The sequence below is a fragment of the Nocardia sp. NPDC059229 genome, assembly GCF_042754165.1.
Classification (GTDB): Bacteria; Actinomycetota; Actinomycetes; order Mycobacteriales; family Mycobacteriaceae; genus Nocardia.
The window spans coordinates 297,387-312,872 of the sequence record NZ_JBHZAK010000006.1; the positions used below are offsets into that span (position 1 = coordinate 297,387).

At 68.8% G+C, this 15,486-nt stretch carries 17 protein-coding genes; 9 read left to right on the forward strand and 8 right to left on the reverse strand.

The features are described 5' to 3' along the window. Positions 1 to 126: 126 nt before the first annotated feature. Positions 127 to 1,572, reverse strand: coding sequence for a DUF349 domain-containing protein (locus tag ACFXHE_RS16910; RefSeq protein WP_379383945.1), 1,446 nt, complete (start codon positions 1,570 to 1,572; stop codon positions 127 to 129). 174 nt (positions 1,573 to 1,746) lie between these two features. On the opposite strand from ACFXHE_RS16910, the gene ACFXHE_RS16915 reads away from it, so the two are divergent. Genes ACFXHE_RS16915 through dapF form a run of 4 tightly spaced genes read left to right on the forward strand, consistent with a single transcriptional unit; the run spans position 1,747 to position 5,202 of the window. Next, a complete protein-coding gene (locus tag ACFXHE_RS16915) occupies positions 1,747 to 2,535 on the forward strand; it encodes a hypothetical protein (protein WP_379383947.1) in 789 nt (262 codons plus the stop codon). Further along, positions 2,532 to 3,464: a tRNA (adenosine(37)-N6)-dimethylallyltransferase MiaA gene (gene miaA / locus ACFXHE_RS16920; RefSeq protein ID WP_379383949.1), complete on the forward strand. Its 933-nt coding sequence runs from the start codon at positions 2,532 to 2,534 to the stop codon at positions 3,462 to 3,464. Before ACFXHE_RS16915 ends, miaA begins: the two co-directional genes overlap by 4 nt. After that, positions 3,461 to 4,276: a TrmH family RNA methyltransferase gene (locus ACFXHE_RS16925; protein WP_379383951.1), complete on the forward strand. Its 816-nt coding sequence runs from the start codon at positions 3,461 to 3,463 to the stop codon at positions 4,274 to 4,276. The genes miaA and ACFXHE_RS16925 overlap by 4 nt, the downstream gene beginning before the upstream one ends. 5 nt (positions 4,277 to 4,281) lie before the next feature. Then, a complete protein-coding gene (dapF, locus tag ACFXHE_RS16930; protein WP_379383953.1) occupies positions 4,282 to 5,202 on the forward strand; it encodes a diaminopimelate epimerase in 921 nt (306 codons plus the stop codon). An 8-nt stretch (positions 5,203 to 5,210) separates the two neighbouring features. Here the strand turns inward: dapF and ACFXHE_RS16935 are convergent, their stop codons facing one another. Next, a complete protein-coding gene (locus tag ACFXHE_RS16935; protein ID WP_379383955.1) occupies positions 5,211 to 6,332 on the reverse strand; it encodes an alkene reductase in 1,122 nt (373 codons plus the stop codon). 60 nt (positions 6,333 to 6,392) lie between these two features. Between ACFXHE_RS16935 and ACFXHE_RS16940 the strand changes: the two genes are divergently transcribed. From ACFXHE_RS16940 to ACFXHE_RS16950, 3 genes are all read left to right on the forward strand, one after another. Further along, positions 6,393 to 6,764, forward strand: coding sequence for a MerR family transcriptional regulator (locus tag ACFXHE_RS16940; protein WP_379383957.1), 372 nt, complete (start codon positions 6,393 to 6,395; stop codon positions 6,762 to 6,764). A 42-nt stretch (positions 6,765 to 6,806) separates the two neighbouring features. After that, entirely contained in the window at positions 6,807 to 8,312 is a 1,506-nt protein-coding gene (hflX, locus tag ACFXHE_RS16945; protein WP_379383959.1) for a GTPase HflX, read from the forward strand. A gap of 739 nt (positions 8,313 to 9,051) precedes the next feature. Then, positions 9,052 to 9,414 carry a Scr1 family TA system antitoxin-like transcriptional regulator gene (locus ACFXHE_RS16950; RefSeq protein ID WP_379383961.1) on the forward strand — a complete coding sequence of 121 codons (363 nt, stop codon included), beginning with the start codon at positions 9,052 to 9,054 and terminating at the stop codon, positions 9,412 to 9,414. 66 nt (positions 9,415 to 9,480) lie between these two features. On the opposite strand, the gene ACFXHE_RS16955 is transcribed toward ACFXHE_RS16950, so the two are convergent. Together ACFXHE_RS16955 and ACFXHE_RS16960 are read right to left on the reverse strand one after the other, a co-directional pair. Next, positions 9,481 to 10,050, reverse strand: a complete 570-nt coding sequence (locus ACFXHE_RS16955) for a phosphatase PAP2 family protein (RefSeq protein ID WP_379383963.1) — start codon at positions 10,048 to 10,050, stop codon at positions 9,481 to 9,483. Between the two features lie 163 nt (positions 10,051 to 10,213). Beyond that, entirely contained in the window at positions 10,214 to 10,357 is a 144-nt protein-coding gene (locus ACFXHE_RS16960; RefSeq protein ID WP_379383965.1) for a hypothetical protein, read from the reverse strand. 77 nt (positions 10,358 to 10,434) lie between these two features. Between ACFXHE_RS16960 and ACFXHE_RS16965 the strand changes: the two genes are divergently transcribed. Then, a complete protein-coding gene (locus tag ACFXHE_RS16965) occupies positions 10,435 to 10,818 on the forward strand; it encodes a VOC family protein (protein WP_379383967.1) in 384 nt (127 codons plus the stop codon). 217 nt (positions 10,819 to 11,035) lie between these two features. On the opposite strand, the gene ACFXHE_RS16970 is transcribed toward ACFXHE_RS16965, so the two are convergent. Further along, positions 11,036 to 11,701 (reverse strand): epimerase, encoded by a 666-nt coding sequence (locus ACFXHE_RS16970; protein WP_379383969.1) that lies wholly within the window; start codon positions 11,699 to 11,701, stop codon positions 11,036 to 11,038. A 170-nt stretch (positions 11,702 to 11,871) separates the two neighbouring features. Beyond that, the gene (locus ACFXHE_RS16975) at positions 11,872 to 12,879 is read right to left on the reverse strand and encodes a zinc-binding dehydrogenase (protein WP_379383971.1); all 1,008 of its coding nucleotides are present in this window, start codon (positions 12,877 to 12,879) and stop codon (positions 11,872 to 11,874) included. 54 nt (positions 12,880 to 12,933) lie between these two features. Between ACFXHE_RS16975 and ACFXHE_RS16980 the strand changes: the two genes are divergently transcribed. After that, positions 12,934 to 13,710 (forward strand): helix-turn-helix domain-containing protein, encoded by a 777-nt coding sequence (locus ACFXHE_RS16980; RefSeq protein ID WP_379383973.1) that lies wholly within the window; start codon positions 12,934 to 12,936, stop codon positions 13,708 to 13,710. A 9-nt stretch (positions 13,711 to 13,719) separates the two neighbouring features. Here the strand turns inward: ACFXHE_RS16980 and ACFXHE_RS16985 are convergent, their stop codons facing one another. Then, on the reverse strand, positions 13,720 to 14,577 hold the full coding sequence (locus ACFXHE_RS16985) for an aldo/keto reductase (RefSeq protein ID WP_379383975.1): 858 nt from the start codon (positions 14,575 to 14,577) through the stop codon (positions 13,720 to 13,722). Between the two features lie 26 nt (positions 14,578 to 14,603). After that, positions 14,604 to 15,398, reverse strand: coding sequence for a thioesterase family protein (locus tag ACFXHE_RS16990; protein ID WP_379383976.1), 795 nt, complete (start codon positions 15,396 to 15,398; stop codon positions 14,604 to 14,606). Between the last annotated feature and the right edge of the window lie 88 nt (positions 15,399 to 15,486).

Sequence of the window (15,486 nt, forward strand, 5' to 3'; positions counted from 1 at the left end):
GCCATGCCGGTGATCACCGGGTGCGCGATCAGCTCTTCGCTACTCGGTGCCATGCACCGAGCCTGATCGCGACCGCACACCTGGGGTGCTGATCGCCTGGGCCACAAGGGAACCCAGGCGGTCGGCTCAGCGCTGGCTGACCGCGCCCTCGGCGGCCTCGGCCCACTCGCGCCACTGCTTGGCCTGCTCCAGGGCCTTCTCCGCGTCGCGGGTCTTGCCGGCGGCCTGGGCCTTGGCGGCCTGCTCCTCGAATTGGGCGACGCGTTCGCGGAATTGGGCGGCGCGGGCCATGGCCTCGGGGTCGGTGCGGCGCCACTGGGCGTCGACGGCCTCGCGGACCTTCTTCTCGATGGCGCGCAGGCGCGATTCCAGATCGTGCATGCGCTCGCGCGGGACCTTGCCGATGGCGTCCCACTTCTCCTGCAGCTCGCGCAGGGCGCTGCGGGCGGCGTCCAGGTCGGCATCGGGGTTGATGTGCTCGTAGGCGTGCAGCAGCGCTTCCTTGGCGGACGCGTTCTCCTCGAACTCGTGGTCGCGTTCGCTGGCGGCGGCATTGCGGGCGGCGAAGAAGACGTCCTGCGCGGCCTTGAACCGACGCCACAGCTGCTCGTCGGCCTCGCGCGGGGCGCGGCCGGCGGCCTTCCACTCGGTCAGCAGGTCGCGGAAGACGGCCGCGGTGCCGGACCAGTCGGTCGAACCCGACAGCTCCTCGGCGCGGACACAGAGCTCTTCCTTGCGGCCCTTGGCGGCGGCACGCTCCCGGTCGAGTTCGGCGAAGTGAGCGCCGCGGCGGCGATTGAAGGCCTCGCGGGCCTTGGAGAAGCGCCGCCACAGCGCGTCGTCGACCTTGCGGTCCACGCCGCGAATGGTCTTCCACTCGTCCAGGATCTCCCGCAGCCGGTCACCGGCGACCTTCCACTGGGTGGAGTCATTGGCGATCTGCTCGGCCTCGGCGGCCAGGGCTTCTTTGCGCTCGGTTTGCTCATGCCGGGTGCGTTCCTTCTCCTCCTTGGCGTGCGCGGCCGCCTCGTCGGAGTGTTCGATGATGGCCTGCAGCCGGGCCGTCAACCCATCGATATCGCCGATGACCGCGGCCGTCGGCAACGTTTCGGCAATCGCGGTGGCGGCGGTCTTGGTCTTGCGGGCATCGGTGCCGGCGGCGAGCCGGGCCTCGAGCAAGGCGACCTCGGTGGCCAGATCGTCGTAGCGGCGGCCGAAGTGGGCCAGACCCTCGGCGGCGTCACCGGCCTGCCAGGAGCCGATGACACGTTCGCCGTCGGCGGTCTTCACCCAGGCGGTGCCGTCGTCGTCGACCCGTCCCCACTGGCTGGGGTCGCTCACGCTCGGTACGACGACCGGATGCGGATGGTGTGCCGCCGCGCCGGGCGTGGGCTTGACGGCATGGGGTTTGGGGGATTCGGGTTTGCGGCGCGGGCCCCCAGGACGGGGTGCGGTGGCGGCCGCCGGTGATGGCTTGGCGCCCTCGCTCGGGGTGGGCATCGGCGCGCCGGGCTTGGGCGTCGGGGTCGACTCCGGGTGGGTAGCCTTCTCGTTTCCGTTGTTGTCGGTCATTGCTCCTCGTCCCTGCCGCGCGTCACGGCTGCCTGGTTACGCCCTAGCTCATCGGTCTAGCTCATCCCATTCAACCAGGCTGAGATGGGAAATGCTGTCTTTGAGCCCGCTTCGGCGGCGCGGCGATCGGTGGGGGTGGGGCTGGTGAGGTGCGTTAGCGCTACGGTTGTCGGCGTGTTCTGTGTTGCGTCACTGGTCCCTTCGCCGCCCGTGCTGGTGCCCGAACTCGGGGGCGCGGCCGGTGCGTCGGCCGAAGGAACGGTCGCGGAGCTGCGAGCTGCGGTGTTGCGGGCCGCGGGGGAGTTGGCGGCCCGCGCGTCGCGGTGGATCGTGGTCGGCGTGGCGGAGCCCGAGGAGGGTTCCGGCGGCGGCGATTCCGGCCGCGTGATCGGTTCCGATGCGGTGGGCACATTCCGGGGATACGGGGTGGACCTGCGTGTCGGTTTGTCTGGGGTGGTTGCCGAGCGTGTCGCGGACCCGATGCTGCCGCTGCCGGCCCTGATCGCGGGCTGGCTGCGCGAGCAGGTCGCGCCGGAGGCCACCGCCGAATGCCGTCTGATCTCGGCCGATGCCTCCGCCGACGAGAGCCTGACCTTCGGCCGGCAGCTGCGGGCCGACCTGGACACCGAGCCGGAATCGATCGCCGTGCTGATCGTCGGCGACGGCGCGGCAACCCTGTCGCTCAAGGCCCCCCGCTATCTGGACGAGCGCGCCGCGGGCGTGCAGGAGGCCATCGACCGGGCGCTGAGCGCGGGGGACCGGCAGGCCCTGGCCGCCCTGGACACGCGCCTGTGCGCCGAGATCGAGGTGCAGGGCCGTCCCGCCTACCAGGTGCTGGCCGGGCTGTTCGCCACCGATCCCGCCGACCCCGACGTCGAAACCCTCTACGCCGCAGCCCCGTTCGGCGTCGCCTACCACGTCAGCGTGTGGCGTCCGCGTGCGCGCGGCGGAGCCGTCACATGACCCGGCCCATCGCCGTGGTCGGCCCCACCGCCACCGGGAAATCCGATCTGGCCCTGGATCTGGCGCAGCGGCTCGACGGCGAGATCGTCAATATCGACGCCATGCAGCTCTACCGCGGCATGGACATCGGCACCGCCAAACTGCCGGTGTCCGAACGCCGCGGCATCCCGCACCACCAGCTCGACGTCCTCGACATCACCGAAACCGCCACCGTCGCCTCGTATCAGACGGCGGCCCGCGCCGATGTGGAGGCCATCATGGCGCGCGGGCGCACCCCGGTCATCGTCGGCGGCTCCATGATGTATGTCCAAGCGCTGCTGGACGATTGGGATTTTCCGGCCACCGACCCGGAGATCCGCGCCAAATGGGAGGCGGTGCTGGCCGATCGCGGCACCGTCGCCGTGCACGAGGCATTGAAGCGGGCCGATCCCGTGGCCGCGCAGACCATCCTGCCCACCGACGGCCGCCGCATGGTGCGCGCGCTGGAGGTGGTGGAGCTGACCGGTGAGCCGTTCGCCGCCTCGGCGCCCCGGATCGGTGAACCACGGTGGGGGACGGTCATCATCGGCGTCGATCGCGACACGGCCGAATTGGATGCCCGCATCGAGGTGCGCACCGCGATCATGTTCGAGTCCGGTCTCGTCGAGGAGGTCGAGGGCCTCATCGCGCTGGGCCTGCGCCACGGCCAAACCGCCCGGCGCGCCATCGGTTACGCGCAAGTCCTCGATTTCCTGGACAACGAATACGAGCTGAACGAAGCTCAGGAGCGCACCTTCATCGGCACCCGGCGCTATGTCCGGCGACAACGTTCGTGGTTCCGTCGAGACCAGCGGGTGCGATGGGTGGACGGCGCGGATCCCGCCTTGGCGGACACCGCGCTGGCCCTCGTCAACTCCTCACCGATGAGGGACGAACAGGAACCCCAGTGACGCGTCGCGCGAACACTCGCACTGCGGCGGTTCAGGTGTGGCAGGCCTACCTGACCACCCGTGCCGCCCGGATCCGGGACAATCGATTCCTGGTGCAGGGCATGCGGCCCATCAGCCGCGCCCTCGAATGCCGTTGGCCGCTGGAGACTCTCGTGTACCGGCTACCCGAGCCGTCACCGTGGGCACGGCAGGTGCTCGATTCCAGTGGCGTGCCCAGTGTCGGGCTGGTGCCGGAGGTGATGGCCGGGCTGGCCGAACCCACTGAGCCGGTGCCGGAACTGGTGGCGGTGGCGGTGACCCAGCGGCCCGAGCTGGAGGAGTTCGCGCCGGGCACGCCGGAGGATCCGGCCACCGTGGTGGTCATCGACCGGCCCGCGTCGGCGATCCGGCTGGGGGCGCTCATCCGTTCGGCGGCGGCGTTCGGGGTGGGCGGGGTGATCGTGACCGGTTCCGGCGTCGACCACTACGACCCGCAGAGCGTGCGCGCCTCCGACGGCGCGCTGTTCGCCGTCCCCGTGCTGCGCGCCTCGGGCCCGGCGCAGGTGGGCGCGTTCCGGGACCGGCAGCGAGCCCGCGGCATCGCCACCCGTATCGTCGGCAGTGACGACCACGGCGGCCTGGCCCTCGACGACGCCGAGTTCGACGGCGGCACCGTCCTGGTCCTGGGTGACGAGAGCGAATCGCTCGCCCCCGCCTGGCGGCAGGTGTGCGACGAGCTGATCTGCATCCCGGCCGACGGCACCCTCGGTGCGCCCTCGGCGGCCGCGGTGGCCCTCTACGAAATATCCCGGCAGCGCCGGGCGCTACGGTGAGGACTATGACGAGCGAGAACAGCGCCGCTGACATCGAATTCAGCAAGGGCCACGGCACCCAGAACGATTTCGTGGTGCTGCCCGACCCGGACGCGTGGCTGGAGCTCACGCCGTCCCGGGTCGCCGCGCTGTGCGACCGGCAGCGCGGGCTCGGCGCGGACGGGGTGCTGCGGGTCGCGCGCGCGGGCGCGCTGATCGAGACCGGTGTGCTGGCCGCGCTGCCCGAGGGCGTCAGCGCCGGGGACTGGTTCATGGACTACCGCAATGCGGACGGATCCATCGCCGAGATGTGCGGCAACGGGGTGCGCGTGTTCGCGCATTACCTGGTCGCGACCGGGATGGAGCAGAGTGCGGAATTCGTGGTCGGTTCGCGCGCGGGCGCGCGGCCGGTGGTAGTGCACCACGCCGATCCCGTGCACGGCGAGGTGACCGTGGCCATGGGCCGGGTGAAGACGCTCGGCGTCTCGACCGCGACCGTGAGCGGACGCGAATTCACCGGCCTCGGCATCGATGTCGGCAATCCGCACCTGGCCTGCGTGGACCCGGAGCTGACCACGGCTTCGCTCGCCGAACTGAACCTCGAGCAGCTACCGGGCTTCGACCACACCCTGTTCCCGAACGGCGTGAACGTCGAGATCCTCACCGCGCTCACCGTCGGCTCGGACGGCGAGCGGGGCGTCGACATGCGCGTCTACGAGCGCGGCGTCGGCGAAACCCGCTCCTGCGGAACGGGAACCGTGGCCGCGGCGGCCGCCGCCCTGGCCCGCGACGGCTTCGACCTGGCCTCCGATGCCGGGCATGTGAAGGTTCGCATTCCCGGCGGCGTGGTGACCGTCGGCATCGAGAACGGGACGGCCTGGCTGCGCGGCCCGTCGGAGCTGGTGGCGACGGGCCGCCTTGCGGCCAAATGGTGGCAGGACGCCTGACCCGCTGATCACGCCGCCGTGGTGCCGAGCGCCGTGTCGGCGAGGGATTCGAGTGCCGGGTAGTCGGTGTAGCCTGCTGCGCCGCCGACATACATCAGGTGTGCGTCGCGCACCGGGTTCAGCGGCGCACCGATCCGCAGGCGGTCCACCAGATCCGGGTTGGCCAGGAACGACCGGCCCAGTGACACCAGGTCCGCGCCCGCGACGAGCAGCGCGCGGGCCGCGGCGGCGCCGCCGTCTGCGGGCAGCGGGATGCCCCAGCCGAGGTTCGGATTGGCGATCAGCGTGGTCGGCCACAGGCTGCGAATCTGCTGGAAGAGCGCGCTTTCCGGGTTCGCGAACACCACGTGCAGGTAGGCCGGATGGCGCTGCGCCAGCGCCGCGACCAGTGCCGGGTACAGCTCGCCGGTATCGGTTTCGGCGATGCCGTTGACGGTGACGCCGGGTGCGATCCGCACCCCGACCCGTTCCGCGCCGATGGCCGCGATCACCGCGTCCACCACTTCGAGGGTGAACCGGATCCGGTTCTCGATCGAGCCGCCGTACGCGTCGGTGCGGCGATTGGTATTGCCCGACAGGAACTGGTGCAGCAGATACCCGTTGGCGCTGTGGATCTCGACGCCCTCGAATCCGGCGGCCACCGCCTTGCGCGCGGCCGTCGCGAAATCGGCGATGGTGTCCTGGATTTCGTGGTCGGTGAGCTCGTGCGGAGTCACCGCCTCCTGCTGGCCGGACGGTGTGTGGATGGTCTCCGGCAGTGGGATCGCCGAGGGTGCTACCGGGGTCAGTCCGCTGTTGTCCGGGTGCCCGACCCGCCCGCCGTGCTGGAGTTGCAGGAACATCCGCCCGCCCGCGGCCCGCACCGAGTCGGTGACGCGCCGCCAGCCGGCGAGGTGCGAATCGGTGTAGAGGGCAGGGATGTTCGGGTAGGTCAGTCCGACCTGGTTCGGGGTGGCCGCCTCGGCGATGATCAGTCCCGCTCCCGCGCGCTGCGTGTAGTAGGTCGCCATGAGCTCGGTGGGGGTCCCGTCGGCGGCGGCGCGATTGCGGGTCATAGGGGCCATGACCAGCCGGTTCGGGAGTTCCAGGCGGCCGATCCGGCCGGTGCTGAAGAGGTCCGTGTTCGTCATGCCCGTAAGGTAGAACCTGACATTGATGTGAGGTGCAAGCCTCGGAATCCGGAGTGCCGCATGCGAATCGGTGAGCTGGCCAGACGCACCGGCGTGAGCGAACGATCGCTGCGCTACTACGAGGAGCAGGGCCTGCTCGTCGCCGCCCGCACCCCCGGCGGCCAGCGCGACTATCCGGACCTCGCCGTCGACCGTGTGATCCACATCCAGGAACTCTTCGCCGCCGGCCTCAACAGCAAGAAGATCTTCGAGATCCTGCCCTGCATGCGCGACACCGACGGCGGCGCCAACGAGCGTGCCACGCCCGAGCTCGTCGACGAGTTGGTTGCCGAACGCGATCGCATCGACCGCACCATCGCCGACCTCCTGCGCTCCCGCGAAGTCCTCGACGATGTCATCTCCCGAGCCGGGGAACGCTTCGCCGCGAAATAACCGAATGCGGTCGTTCGTTGGGACGTGGGAACATGGAGGTGTATGAGTAAGCCAGAAACGTATGAGTTCACTCCCGCCGAAGACCTCGACGAGGAGATCAACGACGCCCCCGAGACCGGCCGCAACGGCTGGTCGGCCGCGCCGACGGTAGGTGAACTGCAGCTCGAGGACCGCAGTGCCCTGCGCCGTGTCGCGGGTCTGTCCACCGAACTCACCGACGTCACCGAGGTCGAGTACCGGCAGCTGCGCCTGGAGCGGGTGGTGCTGGTCGGCGTCTGGACCGAGGGCACGGCCACACAGGCCGAGGCGAGCATGGCCGAGCTGGCCGCGCTGGCCGAGACCGCGGGTTCGGAGGTGCTCGACGCGATAATCCAGCGTCGTGACCGCCCCGACAAGTCCACCTATATCGGCTCCGGCAAGGCCGAGGAGCTACGCGCCATCGTTCTCGAGTCCGGCGCCGACACCGTCATCTGCGACGGTGAACTGACCCCCGCGCAGCTGACCGCGCTGGAGAAGGTCGTGAAGGTGAAGGTCATCGACCGCACCGCGCTGATCCTGGACATCTTCGCCCAGCACGCCACCTCGCGCGAAGGCAAGGCGCAGGTCTCGCTCGCGCAGATGGAGTACATGCTGCCGCGGCTGCGCGGCTGGGGTGAGTCCATGTCCCGGCAGGCCGGTGGTCGCGCCGGCAGCAATGGCGGTGTGGGTCTGCGTGGTCCCGGTGAGACCAAGATCGAGACCGACCGGCGCCGCATTCGTGAGCGAATGGCCAAGCTGCGCCGCGAGATTCGCGAGATGAAGACCGCCCGTGACACCAAGCGCGCCAAGCGTTCGGAGAGCGGCATCCCGCAGGTGGCCATTGTCGGCTACACCAACGCGGGCAAGTCGTCGCTGATGAACGCGCTGACCGATGCCGGAATCCTGGTGCAGGACGCTCTGTTCGCCACCCTGGATCCGACCACCCGCCGCGCCGCCCTGGAGGACGGCCGTGAAGTGGTGTTCACCGACACCGTCGGTTTCGTCCGCCACCTGCCCACCCAGCTGGTCGAGGCGTTCCGGTCCACCCTGGAAGAGGTGACGGGCGCCGACCTGCTGCTGCACGTGGTCGACGGCTCCGACCCGCTGCCGGATCAGCAGATCAAGGCGGTCCGCGAGGTCATCACCGACGTGCTGCGCGAGTCCAAGCTGCCCGCGCCGCCGGAGTTCCTGGTGGTCAACAAGATCGACGCGCTCGATCCGCTGGAGCTGACCCAGCTGCGCGGCTGGCTGCCGGACGCGGCCTTCGTCTCCGCCCGCACCGGCGAGGGCCTCGACCAGCTCCGCGACCTCCTGGGCCAGATCCTCGGCGGCCTGGATGTCGAGGTCAGCGTCCTGTTGCCGTACACCCGCGGCGACCTGCTCGCCCGCATCCACGCCGACGGCAAGATCCTCAGCTCCGAGCACGAGGAGTCCGGCACCCGGGTCCACGCCCGCGTCCCGGATGCTCTCGCCGGCCAGTTGACCGAGTTCGCCCACGCGGGCGGCTCGCCCAACGGCTCGCAATCCTGACCCGCCCGGCCGGAGGTATGGATGACTACCTCCGGCTGTGGCGTGTCCGGCGTCATCGCTGGGCTCAGTTCCTCACCTATCGCCGCTCCGCGCGATGCCGCCCCGCCCGTGCGCGCCGAGCGGCGGAGTTCCTGATGTCTTCGACAAGGCAAGCGGCGAGCAATATTCCGCCCAAAACGGTCATCAGCGACAAAACCCAAGCATCCCAAGGCATTACGACTCCCACTGTTTCTTCGGATTGCGAATGAACCTGCGGTCGAATCTGATTTGCTGAACGCTCTGTGATAAGTAGACATCCAAACGCGTTGCCGGAGTGAGTCCCTCGCGAACATTTCACGAAATACGATGAAAGTCCGTCTCGGCGGTGTCCGCGGCGGACATTTCCCTGATAGCGAGGCTAGGAAATGACTGAATTGACGGTCTCTCGCATGGATTTCGGGAACTTCATGCGCGGAGTACGTGAAGACGCACATCAGACGCTCCTCGCCGCCGCGGCGGGCCTCGAGGTGTCCCGCCAGGTCATCATGCGAATGGAGGAGGGGAGTCCCACCAAACTCACCGGGCCGCTGATCAAACTCCTGCTCGCCAACTACGGGGCGTCGGCAGAGGTTCGTGACGAGGCGCTCCGGCTGTGGCCGGGCAGTGACGCAGAACGGCACCGGCGCGCGATCATCCGGATCGACGAACCGGATCTTGATCGGTGTAGGCCTTCCAGAAGCCCTTCGAGTTCCCTTGCGCTTTGGCCATTTTGTCCTGTTCGGCGAGCTCGGACCACTCCGGCGGCAATGGCGGCCCAGCTGCGCTGGCTCGCCGAGATCGGCGAACGGAGAACATCAGCCTTCGCGCCATCCCCTGGTCGGCCGGCCCGCACCGCGGCCTCACGATCCAGCCCTTCACCCTGCTCGAATTCCCGCACGGTTCGAGCGGAACAGCCTTGCCCGCAGTCGTTTTCGTCGAGGGCGCGATCGGCAGTCTCTACCACGAACGTGCCACGGAGATCGACCGATATCGGCGCGCGGTCGCGTCCATGCGGGCGGTAGCGTTGTCGGAGACGGACACCAGAGAGCTGCTGCTCGGGCTCGCGAAGGAGTACGCGCTGTGACGAAGCTCCCGCCGACCGGCACGAGGTACAAGTCGAGTAGGTCGGATGCCGCCAAGCAGTGCGTGCTCAGGTCCTAGTCGAAGCGTCCTGCCCGCCGTCTACGCGGACATTCGATGCGGCGACTCGTGCCAGGGTCACGACAACTCCGGCGACTCCGGCCCCCACACCCCATCCGGCCACCACATCGGTCGCCCAGTGCGCCCCCAGATAAACCATTGCGACGCCGATCGATACCAGCGGCGCGGCGAGCAGTCCCACGATCCAGCCGCGCCGTTCCGCCGGCCAGGGCAGCACCAGATACGAGGCGACCGCGACAGCCGCCGTCATCGCCGCCACGGTCGACGGCATCGAAAACGCGCCAACCTGAACAACCGTCAGATCCCCCGACGGACGCCCCCGCTGGATCATCTGCTTCAGCGCCCTGGCCGCCGCCTGCGCCGTCACCACCGACACGCCGACCGTAATCCCTTGCCACCACCAGCGTTTCATGACCACAACCACCAGCCCTGCCGCTCCGACCGCAACCACGACCGCGCCGCTCATCCCGGCATCCATGACCCACCGTGCCACCGTCGTCAACACCGGTGTCCGATGCTGAGAAAGCCACTGCTGGATTTCCAGATCCAGACCGACCACGCACGTCCTCCTCTGCCCTGCAACCACTGACGCCCGAGATCAGCACGACGAACATCCGTTCGCCGCACTGCCCAGCGAGACTGGACAAGCATCCACTCTCGCTGATTACCCGTGTCGAACGGTCCGCGTTCCGTACTCGGCCGCTTCTTGGTTCGGGTGCGGATCAAGGTGGACAGGCGGCGGTCACCGCGACCCGGGCGATGTCGTCGCGGGCCGCCGGCGCGGTGGCCAGGGATTCGGAGGCGTCGGGACGGCTGCGGACCCGGACCTGCCAGAATTGATGAGCGGCCGCCATCGGGTTGACCATGCCGACGATGCGCAAGGCTCCCGCCCGGCGGAGGCGGCGGTAGCGGCGCCCGGCACAACACGATCAGGAGAAGCACTGTGAGTGTTCACCTCAACCACACCATCGTCCGCTGCTCGGACAAACAGGTCTCATCCCACTTCTACGCCGACATCCTCGGCCTCCCCGCCCCCATCGTCGCCGGACCGTTCCTCATGGTCGTCCTCGACAACGACGTCTCCCTCGACTTCGCCGACGGCGGCGGCACCCCGCACCCCCAGCACTACGCCTTCCTGGTCTCCGAGCCAGAGTTCGACGCCATCCACGCCCGCATCAAGGACCGCGGCCTCACCTGGTGGGCCGACCCCCACCACACCCTCGAGGGCGAGATCAACACCAATGACGGTGGGCGCGGCCTCTATTGGAACGACCCCGACGGCCACGGACTGGAGATCATCACGGTGCCCTACGGCGGCTTCCGCTGACGACCGGTCGTGTGTGGCGCTGCCGACCGGGCCCTCGGGCCTACCGCCCGTCGGCAGCGCGGCCGGCACGCACGACGAATGGCACGTCGTGACCACGGAGTGCAACGGCTGATCTGGCATACCGCCGCCGGTAACATGGCGGCGGTCAGATCGAGGGCGTCGTCGACCGCCGAAGTCGTGGCCTCGCGAGGCAACTGGTCAGGGCTGACGCTCTCCGTTACGGCCTGGCGTGCGCGGAGATCTGCCGGGACGTGAGGACGTGGCTGTCCGCTCCGGAGGCTGCGATGGCGATCATGGCGCGACCGATTTCGCGATTGTCGTTGAATGCGTTCGGGGCCAGCCGCTTCAGCAGCGGGATCAGTGGGCCTGTGACCGCGTACGCGGCGCGGTACAGCGGGGTCTTGGAGACCACGCCGTCCATGGGCTGGACGAATCCGGGGCGGAACATGTACGCCTGGAAGGGAAGTGCGAGCAGGTCGTTCTCGGTCTTTCCCTTCACTCGCGCCCACATCGAGCGGCTCTTCTCGCTGCTGTCGGTGCCCTGGCCGGAGACGTAGACGAACGTCAGCTTCGGGTTCGCGGCCGCCAGCGTGCGACCGACCTTCAGGGTCAGGTCGTAGGTGATCCGGCGATAGTCCTGCTCTTTCATGCCGACGGAGGAAACACCGAGGCAGAAGAAGCAGGCGTCGAACTCCGGCAGCTCGCCGGCGATCGCGGAGAGATCGGTCGGGTCGGGCTGGACCAGCTCGCGCAGCTTGGGGTTCTCGATACCGAGCGAGCTGCGCCCGACGGCGAGGACCTGCTCGACCCGCTCGTCCCCCAGGCACTCGTTGAGAACCCCGTGCCCGATCATGCCGGTCGCTCCGAAGAGGATCACCTTCATGCCAGGCATCTTGCCCCAGCGGCGACTGAATCGTGTGACGTGCCACCAACGGTTGATGAGCCGAGGAAACGCAGGATATGGCGGGGGTCGGGCGATTCGGCTGGGTGACCGATCCGGAGGGGAACCGGATCGAGCTCTGGCAGCCTGCCTGAACATCGGTGCGCGGCGGCTCAGGGCAGCAGCACGACTTTGCCGGTGGCCTGGTTGTTTTCCATGTATCGATGGGCGGCGGCGATCTCGTCGAGCCGGAAGATGCGGTCGATGGTGGGACGGTAGGCGCCGGATTCGATGTCGTGGATGATCCGTTGCAGCACAGGCGTTCCCACGCCGCCTTCGCGGTTCTTGCTGTGGAAGGCGGTGAGTCTGGTGCCGGAGGGGATCATCGCGATCGGTTCGAAATCGGAGATGAGCCATCCGCTGAGCGAGCCCGACACGCAGACCGTGCCGCCGCGCCGGACCAGGTGGAGCGAGTCCACCGCGGTGCGGGCGCCGACCAGGTCCAGAACGTAGTCCGGGCCGTCGGGCCAGATGGCGTGCACGCTCGCGGCCAGTGATTCGCCGTCGTCGACGAGGACATGGTTGACGCCGGTCGCACGCAGGGCGTCGATCCTGCTGGGCTGCCGCGTCGTTGTCGCGGTCTCGATGCCGTGGCCGACGGCGATCGACGCGGCGGCCATGCCCACCGAGGAGGTGCCGCCGCGAATCAACAACCGGCCCTTGGTATCCGGCTCGATTTCCAGCGCGTCGAGCGAACCCTGGGCGGTCAGGTAGGACTCGGGGAGGGCCGCCAGGATCTCCCACGGCAGGGTGGTGGTGATCGGCATCAGGAGGGAGTTCGGCAGGAGGGCGTACTCGGCGTAGCCGCCGTCGAAATCGCGGCCCATCTCGCCCATGACCGCGGCGACGGTCGTGCCCTCCGGGAGCGCGGGATCGGTGGATGCGGCGATGATTCCGACGCATTCGATGCCGAGTACCCGCGGGAAGCGCACGCTGGGCGAATGCCCCTGGCGGGTCCGCAGTTCCGACCGGTTGAGGCCCGCGCCCTTCACCTGCACCAGGCTCCAGCCCTCCCGGACCTCGGGGATCGGCAGCTCGCGGATTTCCAGCACCTCGGGGTCGCCGGCCCGGCCGCAGATCGCCGCTCGCATAGTCGTATTCACTCGCGTCATCGTGTTCATGCATCCACTGTTGACGACCGGCAGGCTGGCGGGCTACCGATAGAATGCCAAGCTATGCCCGATAGCCGCCAACCTCTCGAGTCGCGGCTGTGGCCGTCCGGCGGAGCCCACCTCTGGTCGTCGGGCGCGGCGAGCTCGGCCGATTCCCATTCGCGTGGGCACCTGGTGTACGCGGCGCGCGGCGTGCTGTCGGTGCACACCGAACACGGCACCTCGATCGTCCCGGCCAATCGAATCGCCTGGACGCCGGCGGGATTCACGCACTACCACCGCGCGCACGGCCACACCGACATGCGAATCGTCTTCCTGCCGCCCACGCTCGCCGGGCTGATACCGGACCATCCCGCCGTGTTCCTGGCCTCCGACCTGGCCCGCGAAGTCGTGCTCGCGCTCACCGGCGCCCGCGATTACGACCGCGCCGCGCGTGCCCGCCTGCATCGTGTCCTCGTCGACGAACTGCGCGAAGCGCGCGAGCAGCCACTGCAACTGCCGGAGCCCCGCGATGATCGGTTGCAGGCCCTTGCACGGATGCTCTACGAAAACCCCGGGGACAACAGCTCATTGGCGGATCTCGGCCGGGCGGTGGGAGCCGGCTCCCGCACCCTGAGCCGGCTGTTCCGCAACGAACTCGGCATGACCTTCTACGAGTGGCGCACCCAGGTCCGGGCCTATCACGCCCTCGTCCTCCTCGCCGACGGCCATGACACGACACAGGTCGCGCACGCGTGCGGGTGGTCGAATCCCAGCGGCTTCATCACCGCTTTCACGGCCCTCGTCGGTACCACCCCCGGCCGCTATCGAATCGCCCACCAGCAGAAGGCCGCTCGATAACCGGCGGGCTCAGACGTCCAGGCCGGCGGTGAGGGTGGCCGGGTCGGGGCCGATCCGATTGCCCCGGTCGACGCCGTCGATGCGGGCCAGCTGGCCGGGCGTCAGCTCGAAGGAGAAGACGTCGAAGTTCTCCCGGATGCGGGACGGGGTCACCGATTTCGGGATCACTACATTGCCGAGCTGCAGATGCCAGCGGATGATCACCTGCGCCGGGGTCCGGCCGGTTTCCTCCGCGATCTCGACGATGGTCGGATCCTTCAGATCCGCGCCCCGGCCGAGCGGACTCCAGGCCTCGGTCGTGATGCGGTGCTCGGCGTGGAAGGCCCGCAGCTCGGGCTGCGCCAGATGCGGGTGCAGTTCGATCTGGTTCACCGCCGGAGTTTCGCCGGTCTCGTCGATGATGCGCTCGAGGTGATCGCGGTTGAAGTTCGAGACGCCGATCGACCGGATCCGGCCCTCGGATTTCAGGGTCTGGAAGGCCCGGAAGGTATCGACGAACCGACCGGCCTGCGCCACCGGCCAGTGAATGAGATACAGGTCCAGATAGTCCATTCCGAGCCGCGCCATACTGGCGTCGAAGGCGCGCAGAGTGGTGTCGTAGCCCTGTTCGGAGTTCCACAGTTTGGTGGTGAGGTAGACCTGCTCGCGCGGCAGCCCGTACTCGCGGATGGCTCGGCCCACCTCGACCTCGTTGCCGTAGATCGCGGCGGTATCGATACTGCGGTAACCGGTTTGGAGTGCCGCGGTGACGGTGTCGAACGCCTCCGCGTCGGCGACCTGGAACACTCCGAAACCGAGCGCCGGAATCGCATTTCCGTCGTTCAGGACGATCGACGGCACTGTGCTGCTGTCGCTGTGGAAGGTCATGCCCATCGACTATAGGGCCCGATCGGTCAGGGCTGCGGGCGCACAGTCAGGATCTGCTGGGCGTAACCGACCGCGCCGCGGACGTCGTGGAGAACGGTGCTGGTCAGCCCTTGCCCGGTGTGGCCGAAGGTGACCGTCGTATCGAGGCCGGTCCACTCGCCCTCCGGCTGCCGGTAGAGGTGGATGGTCAGGTCCACATTCGGGAACATCCACTTGGTGGGCTCCTGCCGGACCGCGATGCCGTTGGCGGTGTCGACCAGTGCGATGTAGGAGGCGAGGGCCTCGGACTGCTCGCCCTCGACCAGGTCCAGGGAGGTGGTGATCCAGGCCGTGGTGCGGCCGGGCTGCGGGATACCGACCGGCCGGGTGTCGATGGAGGCAATGTAGCCGCCCGACCAGAGCGAACCGAGCTCCCAGGACTCCAGCTCCTCGGGCGCGGGTAGCCGGTCCGGTTCACCGCCGGCGACGCTGTCGGTGTCCTGGACGCCCAGGAACCAGGCCCGGGCGCTCACCACGCTGCGGCCGCCGATGGTGACTGTGGCCTGCACCAGCTCGATGGTGCGGCCGGGCCGGACGGTCTCGACGCGAATCTCGAACTCCTCGAACCCGATCCGGCCGAGGATGTCGAAGCTGATGCGGCTCGGCACCAGACCCGGGCGATCGGCGCGGGCGCGCAGGATCTCGTGCACGATCAGGCCGCCGACCGGGCTGAAGTGCTGTTCGTCGTCGGCCCACGCGCCGCCCGCATGGCGGGTGGGGACGAATCGGTGTTCGCCGACTCGCCGGAAGTAGCTGGACGCGGGTGCGCTCGTCTCCGTCACGTTTCCCAACCTACGGGTCGAGTTTTGATCTGGCTAGTCGGTAAACCATCTTTGTGGTCGGAACAACCGACCCTAGCGCCGCCTATGA